This is a genomic window from Mesorhizobium sp. P2_C7 (assembly GCF_056404515.1).
In genome coordinates this window covers 138,754-159,342 of the sequence record NZ_JBFUDW010000010.1, presented here as the reverse complement: position 1 = coordinate 159,342, position 20,589 = coordinate 138,754, and the positions used below count along the sequence as shown (strand labels likewise).

Here is a 20,589-nt window from a genome sequence, read left to right as displayed (position 1 = left end):
TTTTGCCGCGCCCATGGAAAATTCATTTCCCGAACCGTGCGCCGCAGGGCCAGTCCAGCATTGTTCTCTCCGACGGCTATCTGCTAAAACGCCGGCACGAGAGAGATTGTCCAGAAGCAAGGCTTGAACCGGGCGCAAGAAGCCCGATGATTTGAGGCAAGGTCTTCTGTCGGAAGGTACGAAAGAACGCTTACAGTCCATGACCATCGCGCTTACGCATCTTCAACGGCTTGAAGCCGAGTCCATCCATATCTTCCGCGAGGTTGCGGCCGCCTTCGCCAAGCCGGTCATGCTCTATTCCGTCGGCAAGGACTCTTCGGTGCTGATGCATCTGGCGATGAAGGCGTTTTATCCCGCCAAGCCGCCATTCCCTTTCCTCCACGTCGACACGACGTGGAAATTCCGCGAGATGATCGCCTTTCGCGATCAGATGGCGCAGAAACTCGGTTTCGATCTGCTGGTTCATGTCAATGAAGACGGCGTGCGCGACAACATCAATCCATTCGATCACGGTTCGAACACGCATACCCATGTGATGAAGACCGTGGCGTTGCGCCAGGCGCTCGACAAATACGGTTTCGACGCGGCCTTTGGCGGCGCCCGCCGCGACGAGGAGAAATCGCGCGCCAAGGAACGCATGTTCTCCTTCCGCAACGCGCAGCATGTGTGGGACCCGAAGAACCAGCGACCCGAGATGTGGAAGATATTCAACACCCGCATCGCATCGGGCGAATCGATCCGCGTCTTCCCGCTGTCGAATTGGACCGAGCTCGACATCTGGCAGTATATTCTGCAGGAAAACATCCCGATCGTGCCCCTTTATTTCGCCAAGCAACGGCCGGTGGTCGAGCGCGACGGCATGCTGATCCTGCGGGACGACGAGCGCATGAAACTGCGTCCCGGCGAGAAGGTGGAGAACCGGCTTGTGCGGTTCCGCACGCTCGGCTGCTATCCGCTGACCGGCGCCATCGAATCGGATGCCGACACGCTGGAAGCCATCGTCGGCGAAATGCTGACCGCGCGCACCTCCGAACGGCAGGGTCGCCTGATCGACCGCGATGAAGCTGGCTCTATGGAAAAGAAGAAGCGCGAGGGGTATTTCTGACCATGCGCCACATCATGGCAAAGAGCCTCGCACCCACCGACGGCGTCCGCGACTACCTGGCGGCGCAGGAGAAGAAGTCGCTGCTGCGTTTCCTGACCTGCGGTTCGGTCGATGACGGCAAGTCGACGCTGATCGGGCGCCTGCTGTCGGACACCAAGCAGATTTTCGAGGACCAGCTCGCCGCGCTCGAACGCGATTCGCGCAAACACGGCACGACCGGCGACGACATCGATTTCGCCCTCCTGGTCGATGGTCTCGAGGCGGAGCGCGAGCAAGGCATCACCATCGACGTCGCCTACCGCTTCTTCGCCACGCCGAAGCGCAAGTTCATCGTTGCCGACACGCCCGGCCATGAACAATACACGCGCAACATGGCGACAGGCGCCTCGACCGCCGACCTGGCGATCGTGCTGATTGATGCCCGGCAAGGGGTATTGCCGCAGACGAGACGCCATTCGATCATCGCTTCGCTGCTCGGCATCCGGCACATCGTGCTGGCCGTCAACAAGATCGATCTCGTCGGCTTCGACCAGGCCGTCTTCGAACGCATCACCGAAGCCTACGGGCAATTCTCGCGCGATCTCGGCTTCCAGACCATCGTGCCGATCCCGATGTCAGCCCGCTACGGCGACAACGTCACCAGCCGCTCGGACAGCATGGCATGGTATTCCGGTCCGACGCTGATCGAGCATCTCGAAACCGTCTCGGTCGAGGAAGCAGTGGTCGAACTGCCGTTCCGTTTCCCGGTCCAGTATGTCAACCGCCCCAATCTCGACTTTCGCGGCTTTGCCGGCACGATCGCGTCCGGTACGGTTGCACCCGGTGACGAGGTCGTCGTCGCCAAGTCCGGCAAATCCTCGCGCGTCAAGCGGATCGTCTCCTATGGCGGCGACCTGGCCCAGGCGGCCGCCGGCCAGGCCATTACGCTCGTCCTGGACGACGAGGTCGAGATCTCGCGCGGCAACATGCTGGTTTCGCCGGCCGCACGGCCGCAGGTCGCCGACCAGTTCGCCGCCAACATCGTCTGGTTCGACGAGCATGCGCTGCTGCCCGGCCGCTCCTACATCCTGCGCACCGAGACCGATCAGACCAGCGCCACCGTCACCGACCTGAAGTACCGGATCAACGTCAACGACTTCGCCCATGAAGCGGCCAAGTCGCTTGACATGAACGAAGTCGGCATTTGCAACATCTCGACACGGACGCCGATCGCCTTCGATACCTTCGCCGAGAACCGCACCACCGGCGCCTTCATCCTGATCGACCGCATCAGCAACGCCACGGTCGGCGCAGGCATGATCCTGCACTCGCTGCGCCGGGCCGAGAACATCCATTGGCAATCGCTCGATGTCGGCAAGCGCGTGCGTGCCGACATGAAGAACCAGCGGCCCGCCGTGTTCTGGTTCACCGGACTGTCGGGCTCCGGCAAGTCGACCATCGCCAACCTGTTCGAAAAGAAGCTGTTCGCCACCGGCCGCCACACCTACATCCTGGACGGCGACAACGTCCGTCACGGTCTCAACCGCGATCTTGGTTTCACCGACGCCGATCGCGTCGAGAACATCCGCCGCGTCGCCGAAGTGGCGCGTTTGATGGCCGATGCCGGATTGATTGTCATTGTCTCGTTCATTTCGCCGTTCAGCGCCGAGCGGCGCATGGCGCGCGAATTGATGGCCGACGGCGAATTCATCGAGGTGTTTGTCGACACGCCCTTCGAGGAATGCGCCAGGCGCGACCCGAAGGGCCTCTATGCCCGCGCGCTGAATGGCGAGATCAAGAATTTCACTGGCGTGGATTCACCCTACGAAGCGCCGGAAAAACCGGAAATCCATCTGCAGACGCTCGGCAAATCGGCCGAACAGATGGTAGACGCCCTGGAACACTGGCTGAACGAGCGCGACATTGCCGAAGACCAATACGACAACGGCGGCGGCATCTGACGACAGGCTGATGCTCGAAATCTTCGAGCGGCTGGCCCTGGCGGCCGGCCGCGAGGTCATGCGTGTCTTCCATGCCGGCTGCGCGGTCGACCGCAAGTCCGACGCCTCGCCGGTGACCGAGGCGGACCGCGAGAGCGAAAAGATCATTCTCGCCGGGCTGCGCGCCGCATTTCCCGACATCCCCTGCGTGGCCGAGGAGGAAGCATCCGCCGGCATCGTGCCGCCGGATCTGGATGGCCCGTTCTTTCTCATCGATCCGCTCGACGGCACCAAGGAATTCGTCAACCGCCGCACCGATTTCACCGTCAACATCGCGCTGGTCCGCCATGGCGTGCCGGAAGTCGGTGTCGTCTTCGCGCCCTGCAGCGGCCGTTTTTTTTCGGGCCGGCCGGGCAGGGCGGAAGCCATCGAGGTCGACAACGACTACCGGATCACAGGCCGCCGGCCGATCTCAGTGCGGACGGCCGTGGAACCATTGGCCGTCGTCGCCAGCCGCTCCCACAACACACCGGAAACCGAGGCCTATATTCGCGACCTCGGTGCTGCCGAGATCGTCTCGGTCGGCTCGTCCTTGAAATTCTGTCTTCTCGCCAGCGCCGAAGCGGATGTCTATCCGCGCTTCGGCCGCACCATGGAATGGGACACGGCGGCGGGCGATGCCGTGCTGCGCGCGGCCGGCGGCATGACGCGCACGCTGGACGGCCAGCCCCTGGTCTACGGCAAGCGCCAGCAGAGCGATGACGAGGATTTCGCCAATCCGCATTTCATTGCCAGCGGCAAAGTTGGCGCCAGCAGCAGGGCAGGCGAGGCCAGCCGCAGCTGAGGCGGGCTGGCAGCTTACTCGGCTGCGGCCTGCGCCGAATTCGAGCCGATATAGTTGCGGATCGTCTCGATGATCCGGTCCTGGTCGGCTTCGCTGAGATAGGGGTGCATCGGCAGGCACAGGATCCGCTTCGGCAGGTCCTCCGACACGGCAAGGCCGGTCGGCGTGCGCGGGTAGTCGCGATAAGCAACTTGGCTATGCAGCGGCTTCACGTAATAGATGACCGACGGAATGCCCTTTTCGCCGAGATGCGCCTTCAGCCCGTCACGCTTGGGCGTCTCGATCGCATACTGTGCCCAGGCCGACCGGCTGCCGTCCAGATTGCGGGCCGCGGTGACGATATCGCCAAGCCCTTCGGCGTAGCGGTTGGCCACCACCTGGCGGGCCACCATCTCGTCTTCGAGGATGGCCAGCTTCTCGATCAGGATCGCCGCCTGTAGGGTGTCGAGCCGCGAATTGATGCCGACGCGGACATTGTCGTACTGCGTCTCGCCCTTGCCATGGAAGGCGAACGATCTGAGCTGCTCGGCCAGCGCATCGTCATTGGTGAACATCGCGCCGCCGTCGCCATAGCAGCCGAGCGGCTTTGCCGGGTAGAAGCTGGTCGAGCCGACCGCGCCGAACGAGCCGCACATCTTGCCGTCGCTCGAGCCGCCCATCGACTGGGCGGCATCCTCGATCACCATCAGCCCTTCGCGGTTGGCGATCGCCATGATGGCATCGTAGTCGGCGGCAAGGCCGAACAGATCGACGGGAATGATCGCCTTAGGCTTCAGCCGGCCTTCCTTCTTGATCATGGCGATGGCTGCCTCGAGGCTGGCAATGTCGATGTTGTAGCTATGCGGGTCGACATCGACGAACACCGGCTCCGCCTTGGCCAACGCCACCACTTCTGCGGTGGCCGCGAAAGTGAAGCTTGGCACGAACACCGCGTCACCCGGGCCGACGCCGGCCGCAAACAGCGGCAACAGCAGCGCATCGGTGCCGTTGGCGCAGGCCACGACATGCTTGGTGCCGACATAGGCGGCGAGCTTGTTCTCGAATTCGGTGACTTGCGGGCCGAGTATATAGCGGCCTTCTTCGACGACACGGTCGATCGCGGCCTTCAGCCGGTCGCGGATTCGTTCGCGCTGCGCGCCAAGATCGATGAACTGCATGTCGGCCTCAAAACGGGTTAGCCAGATAACCGGCCGCTGGTATCAGAGTTGCGCCGGGCGAGAAAGCCGCAGGAGCAAAACCGCGAATTGCGCAAGTGTCGCAGTCTGTTACCTGTATTTTCCGGCGTGTTCTTCGCGATATGCCGGAATTCCGGCCTTCGTCGGGCCCGATCCTACCTTGATAATCCCTGAGATCGGCCCTGCGAAACATAAAGTGATCGAGAAGCCCGATCTGTCTTGAGCCCTTCAAGACCTGGTCAGGCGATCTCATGCCGCCAGGGCGGATTGGCGCCGGCCCGCGAGACGGTCACAGCCGCCGCCTTGTTGCCAAGCGCCAGTGCCTTGCCGATGGCGTCCTGCGAAAGGCCGGCGATTGCCGTCTTTGTCAGCAGGCCTTGTTCTTGCAGCGAAGCGAGGATGCCGGCATTGAACGTGTCGCCGGCGCCGACTGTGTCGACCACCTTGACCTTCTCCGTCATCACCGTGACGGCGTGTTCCTTGGTGTAGCCTATGGCGCCTTCGCTGCCATGCGTGACGACGATCAGCTTCGGGCCGCGGTCGAGCCAGTTGCGGATGACATCCTCGTGCGAGCCGGCCTCGCCGAACCAGTTCAGGTCTTCATCCGACAGTTTCACGATATCGGCCATCGCCATCATGGCGCGGATGCGCCTGAGGTGCTTGGCCTTGTCAGGGATGAAGTTCGGCCTGATGTTGGGGTCGAGCATCATGACGCGGCTTTCATGCTCGCGCTTCATGAACTCCTCATAGGCACTGCCGGCGGGCTCGGAGATCAGGCTGATGGCGCCAAACAGCATGGCCTCGATCTCGTTGCCCAGCTGCGGCAGGTCGTCGACAGTCAGCATGCGGCCGGCGGTGTTTTCATCATAGAATGTGTAGGTCGCCTGGCCGTTGTCCAGCTTGACGAAGGCCAGCGTCGTTGGCCGTGGTGACGTGTGTGCATAGGTGGAGCTGACCTTGCTCGCCCCAAGCGCATCCCTGAACTGACCGCCGAACAGATCCGACGACAGGCCGGAAAAGAACCCGGCCGGCGCGCCCAGCCGCCCGAGCGCGATGGCCGTGTTGAACACGGCGCCGCCGACATAGGGGGCAAAGGCCGGCTCGCCGTTGGTCGTCGTGCGCGGCAGCATATCGATGAGGGCTTCGCCGCAGCAGAGGATCATGGCTTCCTGGTCTCCGGCGGATAGATCACGCCCTTGCGGATGATGATGTTGGCGTAGAGCCGAGGCTCGCTTGTCGCGACGATGGCATGCGCCGATTTGACCCGTGCATAGAAGTCGGCGCCGGCCAGCGCAACCACCTTGCGACCGGGCGCGCGTTTTGCGCATAGCGCCTCGATCTCGTGATGCACGGGATCGGCAAGCGAGGGATCTCCCTTGACCGAGGCGCGAAACAGCGCCTCTGGCACGGCATCGTCGACCGGCAGCACGCTCAAGATCGCGTCGAGCACCGGCAGGAGATGATGGCCGTCGGCTCGGATGAGCCGGCTGGCCTGCTCTTCTGCCGGATAGTTTCCGTCGACAATCGCGATCTCGTCGCCATGGCCCATGGCGCGCAATGTCGCCAGAAGCTCCGGACCAAGCAGCGCCGGGATTCCGATCAGCATCAGGCACTCCTGGAAATCGTCGTCGAACCAATCAGAAAGCGTTCGGAGAGCGGCAGGCTGGCGCCGCCGAGCGCCCGGGCGTGGATGCCGACGGTCCCCTCGCGAACGGCAGGGAGCTTCAGGCCCTCTCCGTCGATCGTGGCGATGGCCGCGATGATGGCGTCGACCAGCCGGCGGCGCACTGCCGTCGGCATCCATCCGTCGATCACCGCTGCCTCGAAATCGATGACCGAGGACGCGGCAACGATGGCATAGGCGAGCGCCCGCGAGGCGCTGGCAATCCAGTTATCGAGTTCGGGGCCGATCTCGCCCCAGTCTTCCGGCGACGTCCACAGATGCGAAGCCTCGACGCCGCGCGCATTGAGAGCCTTTTCGAGCATGGCGATGGACGCCACATCGATCAGCTGGGTCGGCTTGCCATCCGGCCCCGGCACGGGCATCGAGCCGAGTGCTCCGGCATTGCCGGTTGGCCCGCCGAAAAGCCGGCCATTCAGCACGATGCCGCCGCCGGCAAAGGCGCCGATGTAGAAATAGACGAAGTCGCGAGCAGCACCGGTCTGGCCGAAAACGAGTTCAGCGCCGCAGGCTGAAGTCGCATCGTTCTGCAGGTAAACCGGAAAATCGCACTGCGCCTGGATGTCCGCCCTGATGTCGCGGTGACGCCATTCGTCCATGGCATCGCGCGGGGCGCCTGCGGTATCGGCCCAGTTCCACAATTCGAACGGCATGGCGATGCCCAGACCGGCGATGCGCTTGTCCTGCGCGGGCGTCAGCTCGCCACGCATCTTCTTCATGCCTGTGGTGACGAACTCCACGGTCTCGCGTGGCGCCGGGTAGCGGTAGGAATGCTGCAGCATCGAACGGACTTGGCCAAGGAAGTCGATCAGCACGAGTTCGGCGCTGCGGCGGCCGATCTTCAGGCCAATGAAGTAGGCGCCATCGGGGTTGAGCGCCATCGGGATCGAGGGTTGGCCGATCTTGCCGCGCAACGGCGCCTGCCGCAGCAGAAGGCCTTCTTCCTCCAGTTCGCGCATGATGACCGAAACCGTCTGTGCCGAAAGCCCGGTCATGCGGGCGATGTCGGACTTAGCCAGGCTGCCGTGCTGGCGCACCAGCGAGAGCACCAACCGCTCGTTGTGGTCCCGCATGCCGCTCTGGTTGGTGCCACGGTGCAGACGGCTCTCGGCTGCCTCAGGCGAACCGTGCCTCGCAATGCCGGTCTCCACCTTTGTTCCTCCCGTCGTTTCCCCTCACTGCTTTTGGGTCAGAATGGGTGAATGGCGCAAGGCTGTCAATAATAAATAAGAGTGATTTAATTATTGACAGCAATCGTCGACTGGTGTCTGTTGCGATAAGGCGTCCATGCTGGGAGAATGTCGTGGATGCCATGGAGGCCGGTTGGCCGGCACCCGAAAATGCATCATTGGGAGGAAGTCATGGGTAAATGGAATATCATGAAGGCGGCTGTTGCCGGCCTTGCCTTTTACGGCGCGATGGCAGGCGCCTCGTATGCGGCCGATACCGTCGGCCTGATTACCAAGACCGAAACCAATCCGTTCTTTGTGAAAATGCGTGAGGGCGCTCAGGCCAAGGCTAAGGAACTTGGCGTTACCCTGATCGCCGCCGCCGGCAAGTTCGACGGCGACAATGACGGCCAGGTGGCGGCGATCGAGAACCTGATCTCGGCCGGCGCCAAGGGTTTTGCCATCGTGCCGAGCGACTCGAAGGCGATTGTGCCGACCATCAAGAAGGCGCGCGACGCAGGCCTCAAGGTGATTGTGCTCGATACGCCGCTCGATCCGATGGACGCTGCGGACGCGACCTTTGCGACCGATAACCGCAAGGCCGGCATGCTGATCGGTCAGTGGGCTGCCAAGACCCTGGGCGACAAGGCAGCGGACGCCAAGATCGTATTTCTCGATCTCGCGACCAACCAGCCGACCGTCGATTTTCTGCGCGATCAGGGCTTCATGCAGGGCTTCGGGATCGACGTGAAGGATCCCAACAAATACGGCGACGAAGACGACAAGCGTATCTGTGATCACGAAATCAGCCAAGGCGACCAGGAGAAGGGCCGCACGGCGATGGAGAACGCGCTGCAGAAGTGCCCGGATGTAAACGTGGTCTACACAATCAACGAGCCCGCCGCGGCCGGTGCGTGGGAAGCGCTCAAGGCAGTAGGCAAGGATGACGGCAGCGTGATGATCGTTTCGATCGACGGTGGTTGCCCTGGCGTGAAGAACGTTCAGGCAGGCGTAATCGGTGCGACCAGCCAGCAGTATCCGCTGAAGATGGCGGCGATGGCGCTAGAGGCGATCGTCTCGGGCAAGATTCCGGATATCGACCCGAAGATGGGCTTCCTTGACACCGGTGCGCAACTCATCACAGCCAAGCCGGTTGAGGGCGTGACGTCGATTTCGGTCGAGGAAGGCCTGAAGCTCTGCTGGGGCTGAGCGCCTTTCAACATCATTCCATGAAGACTATTGTCCAGAACTCAAAGGGGGCGCACGTGGCGCCCCCTGACAGCGAGGCGTTGGGGAGGATTGCCTGATGAGCGACGATACCGCGGGTTCGGTCACCGCCGAACGCGGGCTGAAGGGTGCCACTGAAGCCCTGGCCAGTTTTGATGAGTCGGATGCCGGCGCGATCCGCCGCCTCCAGGCCTTCCTTCATCAATTTCCCACGTCCATTCCCTTTTTCGTTCTGCTGTTGGGTGTGGTCATCTTTTCGATTGCAGCGCCGGACAAGTTTTTTGCTCCGTTCAACTTTTCGTTGGTGCTGCAGCAGGTGACGATCATCGCTGTGCTCGGTGTGGCGCAGACGCTGATAATCCTTACGGCCGGAATCGACCTGTCCGTCGGCGCTATCATGATCCTGTGCTCGGTGGTGATGGGGCGGACCGCGGTCGTCTACGGCGTTCCGGTATTGATCGCATTTCCGCTCGGGTTGCTCTGCGGTCTGGCATGCGGCGTCGTCAACGGCCTGATCGTGACGATGCTGCGCTTGCCGCCCTTTATTGTCACGCTTGGCACCTGGAGCATTTTTGGCGCGCTGAACGTTTGGTATTCCCAGAGCGAAACCATTCGCCAGCAGGACATGGAGGCGGCGGCGCCATTCCTGCAGTGGACGGGTACGATCTTCAAACCTTATGATTTCTTCTCAAAAACGCTCGGGCTCGACTGGACCTTCTTGAAAGGCTGGGTGCTGACCTATGGTTCGCTGGTCATGTTGATCCTGGCGTTCGTTATTTGGTACGTGCTGAACAGAACGGCGTTGGGTCGACACATCTACGCCACTGGTGATGATCCGGATGCAGCCAGACTGGCCGGTATCAACACCAAACGGACCCTGATCGCCGTGTACGGGCTCGCCGGTTTCATCTGCGCGATCGCCGCCTGGGTGCTGATCGGGCGCATCGGTGGCGTAAGCCCGCAGGCAGGCCAGACCGCAAACCTCGACTCCATCACCGCTGTCGTGATCGGCGGCACCTCCCTGTTTGGCGGCCGCGGCTCGATCGTTGGAACGCTGATCGGCGCCTTGATCGTCGGCGTTTTCCGCAACGGCCTTGCGCTTTCCGGGCTTGAGTTGCTGTGGCAGGACTTCGCCGTGGGCGTGCTGATCATCGTTGCTGTCACCATCGACCAATGGATCAGGAGAATTTCGGCATGAACGACACTCCGGTTCTTCAAGCTAGAGGCCTCAACAAGCGCTACGGCAGGGTTGTTGCCCTCGACAATGCCGATTTCGACCTGTTGCCAGGCGAAATCCTCGCTGTCATCGGCGACAACGGTGCCGGCAAGTCGACGCTGGTCAAGGCGCTATGTGGGGCGGTCATTCCGGACTCAGGCACGATCGAACTCAATGGCCAGCCGGTGCATTTCCGCTCACCGATCGAGGCGCGTGTGGCCGGCATCGAGACCGTCTACCAGAACCTTGCGCTGTCCCCGGCGTTATCGATCGCCGACAATATGTTTCTCGGCCGCGAGATCCGCAAACCGGGCTTTGTCGGACAGTGGCTGCGAAGGCTCGACCGCTCGGCGATGCAGAAGATCGCCCGTGAAAAGCTCTCCGAACTGGGGCTGATGACCATCCAGAACATCAACCAGCCCGTCGAAACGCTCTCCGGCGGTCAGCGCCAGGGCGTTGCGGTGGCGCGCGCCGCCGCTTTTGGCAGCCGCGTCGTCATCATGGACGAGCCGACCGCCGCCCTCGGCGTCAAGGAAAGCCGCCGTGTGCTTGAGTTGATGCTTGACGTGAAGAGGCGCGGGCTGCCGATCGTGCTCATCTCGCACAACATGCCGCATGTCTTCGAGGTCGCCGACCGCATCCACATCCACCGGCTGGGCCGTCGCCTCTGCGTCATCGATCCCAAGCAATATACGATGTCGGATGCCGTGGCCTTCATGACGGGAGCCAAGGTTCCGCCGGAGGCGGCACTGGCGGCCTGAACTGTCAAATTGCCGCAGGGTAACTCCGCGCGGGTTCATCTAAATCGATTGAACATGTGGGAGTATCGGCTAGCATGGGCTGGGAGGAACGATGAAAGCCGGTATGATCATGGCAACCGTACGAGAGGCAGCATGACGCGCGCTATGACATCCGAACCCCTCCCGCCACTGCTCAAAAATCCTGACCCGCAGACGCTCGCAAGGGAAGTCTTGATGGCCCTCAAATACAGGGTCGGCAAGGATACCACCGTCGCGACCCAGTACGACTGGCTCACCGCCTCGATCAAGGTCGTGCGCGACCGTATTGTCGATCACTGGATGCAGGCGACGAAAGAGGCCTACGACCAGAAGGAAAAGCGCGTCTACTATCTGTCGCTGGAGTTCCTCATTGGCCGTCTGATGCGCGACGCCTTCTCCAATCTCGGCCTGATGGACAATATGCGCGAAGCCTTGTCCTCGCTTGGCGTCGATCTCGACCTCATCGCCGCACTCGAGCCGGATGCGGCACTTGGCAATGGCGGCCTCGGCCGGCTCGCGGCCTGCTTCATGGAAAGCATGGCGACCGTCGATATTCCCGCGCATGGCTACGGTATCCGCTACGCCAATGGCATGTTCCGCCAGGAGATTCACGACGGCTGGCAGGTCGAACTGCCCGAGACCTGGCTCGATCACGGCAACCCCTGGGAGTTCGAACGGCGCGAACGCTCCTTCGAGGTCGGTTTCGGCGGCTCGGTGGAATCGATCACCTCGAAGGACGGCCGGCTCGAACGCCATGTCTGGAAGCCGACCGAGCATGTCCTGGCCGTCGCCTATGACACGCCCGTCGTTGGCTGGCGGGCCAACCGCGTCAACACGCTGCGGCTGTGGTCGGGCATGCCGGTCGATCCGATCCTGCTCGACAAGTTCAATGCCGGCGACCACATCGGCGCGCTTGCCGAAAGCAACAAGGCTGATGCCCTGTCACGCGTGCTCTATCCCGCGGATTCGCACAAGGCCGGGCAGGAGCTGCGGCTCAGGCAAGAGTACTTCTTCTCCACCGCCTCGCTGCAGGACATCGTCCAGCGCCATCTCAGCCAGTATGGTGATCTTAAGTCGCTGCCCGACAAGGCGGCGATCCATCTCAATGACACCCATCCGGCCATCGCGGTGCCGGAGCTGATGCGTCTGCTGATGGACGTCCACGGTATGGACTTCGACCAGGCCTGGAGCATCACCAAGCGCACCTTCGGCTACACCAACCACACGCTGCTTCCCGAAGCGCTGGAAAGCTGGCCGGTGCCGCTGTTCGAGCGGCTTTTGCCGCGCCACATGCAGATCGTCTATGCGATCAATGCCGAAGTGCTTCTGGAGGCGCGTGCCTCCGACCAGTTCTCGGACGAGCAGATCAGCCGCATCTCGCTGATCCAGGAAAATGGCGACCGCCGGGTGCGCATGGGCAACCTGGCCTTTGTCGGCTCGCATTCGATCAACGGCGTTTCGGCCCTTCACACCGACCTGATGAAGGAGACGGTGTTCGCCGACCTGCACAAGCTCTATCCCGATCGCATCAACAACAAGACCAACGGCATCACGCCGCGGCGCTGGCTGATTCAATGCAATCCCGGGCTTACGTCGCTTGCCCGCGAGGCGATCGGCGACCGTTTTCTCGATGACATCGACGCCATCAAGGGTCTCGATGCCTTCGCCGACGATGCCGCCTTTCGCGACAAGTTCGCCGCTGTCAAACGCGCCAACAAGACGCGGCTGGCCAATCTCGTTGCCGACCGGCTCGGCATCAAGGTCGATCCCTCGGCGCTGTTCGATATCCAGATCAAGCGCATCCACGAATACAAGCGTCAGCTCCTGAACATCCTCGAAGCGATCGCGCTCTACGACCAGATCCGCTCACACCCGGAACGCGAGTGGATGCCGCGCGTGAAATTCTTCGGCGGCAAGGCGGCGCCCAGCTACCACAACGCCAAGCTGATCATCAAACTCGCCAACGACGTCGCCAAGGTCATCAACCGCGACCCGGCCGTGCGCGGTTTGCTGAAGGTGGTGTTCGTGCCGAACTACAATGTCAGCCTGGCCGAGATCATGATGCCGGCAGCCGACCTTTCCGAACAGATCTCGACCGCCGGCATGGAAGCTTCGGGCACCGGCAACATGAAGTTCGCGCTGAACGGCGCGCTGACCATCGGCACGCTCGACGGCGCCAATGTCGAGATCAAGGAATGCGTCGGCGACGACAACATCTTCATCTTCGGCCTGACCACGGCCGAGGTCGCCGAGCGGCGCAACAATGGCTACAACCCGCGCGCTGTGATCGAAGCATCGCCCGAACTGGCACAGGCAGTGGCCGCCGTATCGTCGGGCGTCTTCTCGCCGGACGATCCGGAGCGTTACCGCGACTTGATCAACGGTCTCTATCAGAGCGATTGGTTCATGGTCGCCGCCGATTTCGACGCCTACACCGCGACGCAGCGCGAAGTCGATGCCGTCTGGCGCAACAGTCCCGACTGGTACGCCAAGGCAATCCGCAACGTTGCGCGTGTCGGCTGGTTCTCCTCCGATCGCACGATCCGCCAATATGCGAAAGAAATCTGGAACGTGCCTGTCTGATGTGATTGCATGAGGCCGCGAACAATGTGGTCCTGTGCATGTCGCCCAAAAGTGCATAGCGGTTTTGGGACAACGACATACACAAAAACAAAGACTTGGTGCATGTCGCCCGAAAGTGCGTAGCGGTTTTGGGATAACGACATGCACAAGAACAAAGAGTCGTGCCCGGGGAGGGACACTGCCTGATGAAGAAGCCGCGCGCGACCGCTGCGACAAGCGGGCCGGACGGACTGGCGGCAGCCAGCGATGTCGCGGCGATTGTTGCCGGCACGCATGGCGATCCCTTCGCTATCCTTGGCGTTCATGAGGTCGGCAAGAGCCTGTTTGCCCGCTGCTTCGTCCCGCATGCGGAGTTCGTCACCGCCTATACGTTGACCGGCAACATCGCCGGTGAACTGTCGAGGCGCGACGACGGTGGGTTTTTCGAAGGCAAGCTGTCGATCCGCAAGCGTCAGCCGCTGCGCTATCATGCCAGGAACGCCGGCGGCGACTGGTGGCTGACGGATCCCTATTCGTTCGGTCCGGTGCTCGGGCCGATGGACGATTACTACATCGCCGAGGGCTCGCATCTCAGGCTGTTCGACAAAATCGGCGCGCATGTCATCGAGCACGAGGGCGCCACGGGCGTGCATTTCGCCGTATGGGCTCCCAACGCGCGGCGCGTCTCAGTGGTCGGCGATTTCAACGAATGGGACGGCCGCCGGCATTCGATGCGCGACCGCCGCGACACCGGCATCTGGGAAGTGTTCATTCCCGATATCGGCGCCGGCCGGCCCTACAAATACGAGATCATCGGGCCCGATGGTGTCAGGCTGCCGCTGAAGGCCGATCCGTTCGCCTTCAAGTCCGAATTGCGGCCGGCGACCGCCTCGGTGACCGCGGTGCCGCCGGCGCATCCGTGGGGCGACGAGGCCCATCGCAGTTTCTGGCGCAATGCCGATCATCGGCGCGAAGCCATCTCGATCTACGAGGTCCATGCCGGGTCCTGGCAACTTCGCGACGACGGCACGTTCCTGTCATGGGACGAACTGGCCGACCGGCTGATCCCCTATGCAGTCGAGACCGGCTTCACCCACATCGAGTTCATGCCGATCTCCGAACACCCCTATGATCCGTCGTGGGGTTATCAGACAACCGGACTCTATGCGCCGTCAGCCCGCTTCGGCGATCCGGACGGCTTTGCGCGCTTCGTCGATGGCGCCCACCGTGCCGGCGTCGGTGTCATTCTTGACTGGGTGCCGGCGCATTTTCCCGTCGACGAGCACGGCCTCGTTCATTTCGACGGCACCGCGCTCTATGAGCACGCCGATCCGCGCAAGGGTTTTCATCCCGACTGGAACACCGCGATCTACAATTTCGGCCGCCGCGAGGTGGTGTCGTTCCTCGTCAACAACGCGTTGTTCTGGGCCGAGAAATATCATGTCGACGGGCTTCGCGTCGATGCAGTCGCCTCGATGCTCTACCTCGACTATTCGCGCAAGCAGGGCGAATGGATCCCCAACGAGAAGGGCGGCCGCGAGAACCTCGAGGCGGTCAGCTTCCTGCAGAAGATGAACAAGGAGGTCTACGGCCACCATCCGGGCGTGATCACCATCGCCGAGGAGTCGACCTCATGGCCAAAGGTCTCGGCACCGGTGCATGAAGGCGGGCTGGGCTTCGGCTTCAAGTGGAACATGGGCTTCATGCACGACACGCTGGAGTATTTCTCCAAGGAGCCGATATTCCGCAAGCACCACCACAACGATCTCACCTTCGGCCTGACCTACGCCTTCTCGGAGAATTTCGTGCTGCCGCTCTCGCATGACGAGGTCGTGCACGGCAAAGGTACGCTGCTTGGCAAGATGGCCGGCGACGACTGGCAGAAATTCGCGACGCTGCGCGCCTACTACGCCTTCATGTGGGGCTATCCCGGCAAGAAGCTGCTGTTCATGGGGCAGGAGTTCGCGCAGCGCCGCGAATGGAGCGAGGCACGCGCGCTCGACTGGAACCTGCTTGAGTTCCGCCCGCATCGCGGCGTCTGGCAGACGGTGCGCGATCTCAACTATCTCTACCGTTCGCGCCCGGCGCTGCATGGCCTTGACTGCGAACCGGAAGGGTTTTCCTGGCTGATCGTCGACGACAGCCAGAATTCGGTTTTTGCCTGGCTGCGCAGCGCGCCGGGCGGCAGCCCGGTGGCCGTCATCTCCAATTTCACGCCGGTGCCGCGCGACAATTATCGCGTGCCGTTGCCGACGGCCGGAAACTGGCGCGAAATCATCAACACCGACGCTGCGGAATATGGCGGTTCCGGCAAGGGCAATGGCGGCATGGTCGAGGCGCGGGCGGAGGGAGGAGGCATCTCGGCAACGATGCTTCTGCCGCCGCTGTCGACGATCATGCTCGAACTCGTTGCGGACTGACCCCCGAAACCGGGTAACATGTCGAGACTGAGTAACTTGGGAGGGTAGAAATGGCAGACTTGAAACGGACCCAGCCGCTGGCGCGCGATGCCATGGCCTATGTACTGGCCGGCGGCCGTGGCAGCCGCCTCAAGGAACTGACCGACCGACGCGCCAAGCCGGCCGTCTATTTCGGCGGCAAGACGCGCATCATCGACTTCGCGCTCTCCAACGCGCTCAATTCCGGCATTCGCCGCCTGGGCGTCGCCACCCAGTACAAGGCGCATTCGCTGATCCGCCATCTGCAGCGCGGCTGGAACTTCCTGCGGCCCGAGCGAAACGAGAGTTTCGACATCCTGCCGGCCAGCCAGCGTGTCTCGGAAACGCAGTGGTATGAGGGCACGGCCGATGCGGTTTACCAGAACATCGACATCATCGAGGCCTACGGGCCCGAATACATGGTCATCCTCGCCGGCGACCACATCTACAAGATGGACTACGAGATGATGCTTCGCCAGCACGTCGACGCCAATGCCGACGTCACCGTTGGCTGCCTCGAAGTGCCGCGCATGGAAGCCGTCGGCTTCGGCGTCATGCATGTCGACGCCAAGGACAACATCATTGCCTTCGTCGAAAAGCCCGCCGATCCGCCCGGCATTCCCGACAGGCCGGAGTTCGCGCTGGCGTCGATGGGCATCTATGTCTTTAAGACCAAGTTCCTGATGGAGCAGCTGCGCCGCGACGCCGCAGAGCCGGGCTCCAGCCGCGACTTCGGCAAAGACATCATTCCCTATATCGTCCAGAACGGTAAGGCGATCGCCCACCGCTTCGCCAAGTCCTGCGTCCGTTCGACCGCCGAGAACGAGGCCTACTGGCGCGACGTCGGAACGGTCGACGCCTATTGGGAAGCCAACATCGATTTGACCGACGTCACGCCGGAACTTGACCTCTACGACCGCGACTGGCCGATCTGGACCTACGCCGAATTGAAGCCGCCGGCCAAGTTCGTGCATGACGAGGATGGCCGCCGCGGCTCCGCCGTCTCCTCGCTGGTCTCGGGCGATTGCATCGTCTCGGGTGCCTCGCTGAAGAGAAGCCTGATCTTCACCGGCGCGCGCATCAATTCCTATTCGACGCTCGAAGAAGTGGTCATGCTGCCCGACGTTCATGTCGGCCGGAACGCAAAGTTGAAGCGCGTTGTCATCGACCATGGTGTTAGGATACCGGAAGGGCTGGTAGTCGGCGAAGACCCCGTCCTCGACGCCAAGCGCTTCCGTGTTTCTGAAAAGGGCATCTGTCTGGTCACCCAGGACATGATCGACAAGCTGGCGCTTTAGAGCAATTCCAGGAAAAGTGTGAAACGGTTTTCCGTCCGGAATTGGGTCAAGACAAAGGGCTCTAGGACAGACAGGATCGGATTGTAGGCGCATGCAGGTTCTGTCGGTCACGCCCGAGATTTTTCCGCTGATCAAGACCGGCGGGCTTGCCGACGTAACCGGTGCGCTGCCCATCGCGCTGGCGGCCAAGGGCGTGACCATGCGCACGCTCATTCCCGGCTTTCCGACCGTGATGGCGGCCTTCAAGAAAAAGAAGGCCGTTCTGCAATATCCCTTGCTGCAGGGCGCCAAGGCCTCCGTCCATTCCGTCCAGCTCGCCGGGCTCGAACTGTTCGTGCTCGACGCGCCGCATCTGTTCGACCGCCCCGGCGGCCCCTATGGCAATGCGACCGGCGTCGATTGGCCTGACAATTGGCGGCGTTTCGCCGCGCTGAGCCAGGTCGGCGGCGACATCGCCGGCGGGGCCATCTCCGGCTACCAGCCCGACATCGTCCATGCCCATGACTGGCAGTCGGCGATGACGCTTGCATACATGCGCTACGGCAAGGCGGTCGGTGTCCCCTCGATGATGACCGTCCACAACCTTGCCTTCCAAGGCCAGTTCGGCGCCGGCATCTTCGGCGAGCTTGGCCTGCCGGCGGTGGCGATGGCGCTCGACGGCGTCGAATATTATGGCGGCGTCGGTTTCCTCAAGGCCGGCCTGCAGGCGGCCTGGGCAATCACCACGGTCAGTCCGACCTATGCGCAGGAGATCCGCTCGGCCGAATTCGGCATGGGTCTCGACGGCCTTATCAACATGCGCTCCAGCGATCTCTATGGCATCGTCAACGGCATCGACACCGGCATCTGGGACCCGGAAACCGACAAGCATCTGGTCTCCGACTATACGGCCGCGACGCTGAAGGCGCGCGCGCCCAACAGGGCTGCCGTGGAGGACCGCTTCGGCCTCGAGCGCGACGACAGCCCGATCGTCTGTGTCATCAGCCGCCTGACCTGGCAAAAGGGTATGGACATACTGGCGACGGTCGTCGACGGCATCGTTGCCAGGGGCGCGCGGCTGGCCATCCTGGGTTCGGGCGATGCCGGCCTCGAAGGCGCGCTGCTCGCCGCCGCGGCTCGACATCGTGGCCGCATCGGCGTCGTCATCGGCTATGACGAGGGGCTGTCGCACATCATGCAAGGCGGCTGCGACGCCATTGTCATTCCCTCGCGCTTCGAACCCTGCGGGCTGACGCAGCTTTACGGCCTGCGCTATGGCTGCGTGCCTGTGGTTGCCCGCACCGGCGGCCTGGCCGATACGGTCATCGATGCCAACGAGGCCGCCGTCTCGGCCGGCGTTGCGACCGGCTTCCAGTTCGCGCCCAACAATGCCGGCGCCCTGCTGCACGCCGTGCGCCGCCTCGTCGACGCACACGCCAGTCCGGCGGTCTGGGAATCGCTGCAGCGCCAGGGCATGAAAGCCGATGTGTCGTGGGACAAGAGCGCCGAAAAATATGTCGAACTCTATCGCTTGCTGCTTTCGAAAAGGGTTGCCTGAAGCATGATACGGACCGTCCCCACCAAGCCCTATTCCGACCAGAAACCCGGCACGTCGGGCCTGCGCAAGAAGGTGCCGGTGTTCCAGCAGGAGCACTACGCCGAGAACTTCATCCAGTCGATCTTCGACGCGCTCGACGGGTTCAAAGGCAAGACCCTGGTGATCGGCGGCGATGGCCGCTTCTACAACCGCGAGGTCATCCAGAAGGCGATCGCCATGGCCGCCGCCAACGGCTTCGGCAAGGTGATGGTCGGGCAGGGCGGCATCCTGTCGACGCCGGCCGCCTCGCACGTCATCCGCAAATACAAGACCTTCGGCGGCATCATCCTGTCGGCCAGCCACAATCCGGGCGGCCCGCACGAGGATTTCGGCATCAAGTACAATGCCGGCAATGGCGGTCCGGCGCCGGAAAAGCTGACCGACGCGATCTTCGAAAAGACCAAGACGATTGCGAGCTTCAAGACCACCGATATCGAGGCGATCGACATCGACAAGATCGGCACGGTCAAGGCCGGCGGCATGACGGTCGAGATCATCGATCCGGTCGCCGACTATGCCGAGCTGATGGAAAGCCTGTTCGATTTCGACGCCATCCGCGCCAATTTCAAATACGGCTTTCGCATGCGCTTCGACGCCATGCACGCGGTGACCGGCCCCTACGCCAAGGAGATCCTGGAAAACCGGCTTGGCGCGCCCAACGGCACCTGCCGCAACTTCAAGCCGCTGCCCGATTTCGGTGGCCACCATCCGGACCCCAACCTTGTCCATGCCAAGCATCTCTATGACGAGATGATGGGGCCGGACGCGCCGGATTTCGGCGCCGCCTCCGATGGCGACGGCGACCGCAACCTGATCATCGGCAAGGGCATATTCGTCACGCCGTCGGATTCGGTCGCCATGCTTGCCGCCAACGCCCGCCTGGCTCCCGGCTACAGCGAAGGCCTGAAGGGCATCGCCCGCTCGATGCCGACCAGTGGCGCGGCCGATCGTGTCGCCGAAAAACTCGGCATCGGCATCTATGAAACTCCGACCGGCTGGAAGTTCTTCGGCAACCTGCTCGACGCCGACATGGCGACAATCTGCGGCGAGGAAAGTGCCGGAACCGGCTCAAACCATGTCCGCGAAAAAGACGGCCTGTGGGCGGTGCTGCTCTGGCTCAACATCCTCGCCGCGCGCGGTGAGAGCTGCAAGCAGATCGTCACCGAGCATTGGGCGACCTATGGCCGCAACTACTATTCGCGCCACGACTATGAGGAGGTCGAAAGTGACCGCGCCAACGCGCTGGTCGACGAACTCCGCGCCAAGCTCGGTTCATTGCCGGGGACCAAGGTGCGCGGCATGACGATCGCCAGCGCCGACGACTTCGCCTATCACGATCCGGTCGACGGTTCGACCAGCGAACACCAGGGCATCAGGGTGCTGTTCGAAGGCGGTTCGCGTGTCGTCTTCAGGCTTTCGGGCACCGGCACGTCGGGCGCGACCTTGCGCGTCTATATCGAGCGCTACGAGCCGGACACGTCGCGGCACGATCTCGATACCCAGGCCGCCCTTGCCGATCTGATATCGGCGGCCGATGATATTGCAGGGATTCGCAGCCATACCGGCCGCGCCAAGCCGAGTGTCATCACTTAATGAAATC

General features: G+C 62.5%; 15 protein-coding genes. 11 read left to right on the top strand and 4 right to left on the bottom strand.

Annotated elements, in window-relative coordinates; genetic code table 11:
* Window positions 1–199 precede the first annotated feature (199 nt).
* The 3 genes from cysD to cysQ are packed head-to-tail and all read left to right on the top strand — an operon-like array spanning window position 200 to window position 3,868.
* Window positions 200–1,105, top strand: coding sequence for a sulfate adenylyltransferase subunit CysD (cysD, locus tag AC1D2G_RS21455; protein ID WP_477416504.1), 906 nt, complete (start codon window positions 200–202; stop codon window positions 1,103–1,105).
* A 2-nt stretch (window positions 1,106–1,107) separates the two neighbouring features.
* Complete coding sequence (gene cysN, locus AC1D2G_RS21450) at window positions 1,108–3,045, top strand: sulfate adenylyltransferase subunit CysN (protein WP_477416502.1); 1,938 nt, start codon at window positions 1,108–1,110, stop codon at window positions 3,043–3,045.
* Between the two features lie 10 nt (window positions 3,046–3,055).
* Complete coding sequence (gene cysQ, locus AC1D2G_RS21445; protein ID WP_477394224.1) at window positions 3,056–3,868, top strand: 3'(2'),5'-bisphosphate nucleotidase CysQ; 813 nt, start codon at window positions 3,056–3,058, stop codon at window positions 3,866–3,868.
* A 14-nt stretch (window positions 3,869–3,882) separates the two neighbouring features.
* Here cysQ and AC1D2G_RS21440 read toward each other — a convergent pair whose 3' ends face one another.
* From AC1D2G_RS21440 to AC1D2G_RS21425, 4 genes are all read right to left on the bottom strand, one after another.
* Window positions 3,883–5,025 carry a DegT/DnrJ/EryC1/StrS family aminotransferase gene (locus AC1D2G_RS21440; protein ID WP_477416501.1) on the bottom strand — a complete coding sequence of 381 codons (1,143 nt, stop codon included), beginning with the start codon at window positions 5,023–5,025 and terminating at the stop codon, window positions 3,883–3,885.
* A 257-nt stretch (window positions 5,026–5,282) separates the two neighbouring features.
* Complete coding sequence (locus tag AC1D2G_RS21435; protein ID WP_477416499.1) at window positions 5,283–6,206, bottom strand: carbohydrate kinase family protein; 924 nt, start codon at window positions 6,204–6,206, stop codon at window positions 5,283–5,285.
* A complete protein-coding gene (locus AC1D2G_RS21430; protein ID WP_477416497.1) occupies window positions 6,203–6,649 on the bottom strand; it encodes an RbsD/FucU family protein in 447 nt (148 codons plus the stop codon). Before AC1D2G_RS21430 ends, AC1D2G_RS21435 begins: the two co-directional genes overlap by 4 nt.
* A complete protein-coding gene (locus tag AC1D2G_RS21425; protein ID WP_477416495.1) occupies window positions 6,649–7,875 on the bottom strand; it encodes an ROK family transcriptional regulator in 1,227 nt (408 codons plus the stop codon). Before AC1D2G_RS21425 ends, AC1D2G_RS21430 begins: the two co-directional genes overlap by 1 nt.
* Before the next feature lie 210 nt (window positions 7,876–8,085).
* On the opposite strand from AC1D2G_RS21425, the gene AC1D2G_RS21420 reads away from it, so the two are divergent.
* From AC1D2G_RS21420 to AC1D2G_RS21385, 8 genes are all read left to right on the top strand, one after another.
* Window positions 8,086–9,102, top strand: a complete 1,017-nt coding sequence (locus AC1D2G_RS21420) for a substrate-binding domain-containing protein (RefSeq protein WP_457151332.1) — start codon at window positions 8,086–8,088, stop codon at window positions 9,100–9,102.
* A 97-nt stretch (window positions 9,103–9,199) separates the two neighbouring features.
* Entirely contained in the window at window positions 9,200–10,318 is a 1,119-nt protein-coding gene (locus AC1D2G_RS21415; RefSeq protein ID WP_095089737.1) for an ABC transporter permease, read from the top strand.
* Entirely contained in the window at window positions 10,294–11,097 is an 804-nt protein-coding gene (locus AC1D2G_RS21410) for an ATP-binding cassette domain-containing protein (RefSeq protein ID WP_477226149.1), read from the top strand. The genes AC1D2G_RS21415 and AC1D2G_RS21410 overlap by 25 nt, the downstream gene beginning before the upstream one ends.
* A gap of 132 nt (window positions 11,098–11,229) precedes the next feature.
* Window positions 11,230–13,698 (top strand): glycogen/starch/alpha-glucan phosphorylase, encoded by a 2,469-nt coding sequence (locus AC1D2G_RS21405; RefSeq protein ID WP_477416493.1) that lies wholly within the window; start codon window positions 11,230–11,232, stop codon window positions 13,696–13,698.
* 185 nt (window positions 13,699–13,883) lie between these two features.
* On the top strand, window positions 13,884–16,097 hold the full coding sequence (gene glgB / locus AC1D2G_RS21400) for a 1,4-alpha-glucan branching protein GlgB (RefSeq protein WP_477416491.1): 2,214 nt from the start codon (window positions 13,884–13,886) through the stop codon (window positions 16,095–16,097).
* A gap of 50 nt (window positions 16,098–16,147) precedes the next feature.
* On the top strand, window positions 16,148–17,413 hold the full coding sequence (glgC, locus tag AC1D2G_RS21395; protein ID WP_477416489.1) for a glucose-1-phosphate adenylyltransferase: 1,266 nt from the start codon (window positions 16,148–16,150) through the stop codon (window positions 17,411–17,413).
* Window positions 17,414–17,504: 91 nt separating this feature from the next.
* On the top strand, window positions 17,505–18,950 hold the full coding sequence (gene glgA / locus AC1D2G_RS21390) for a glycogen synthase GlgA (protein ID WP_477416487.1): 1,446 nt from the start codon (window positions 17,505–17,507) through the stop codon (window positions 18,948–18,950).
* Window positions 18,951–18,953: 3 nt separating this feature from the next.
* Window positions 18,954–20,582: an alpha-D-glucose phosphate-specific phosphoglucomutase gene (locus AC1D2G_RS21385; protein ID WP_477416485.1), complete on the top strand. Its 1,629-nt coding sequence runs from the start codon at window positions 18,954–18,956 to the stop codon at window positions 20,580–20,582.
* The last annotated feature ends 7 nt before the right edge of the window (window positions 20,583–20,589 follow it).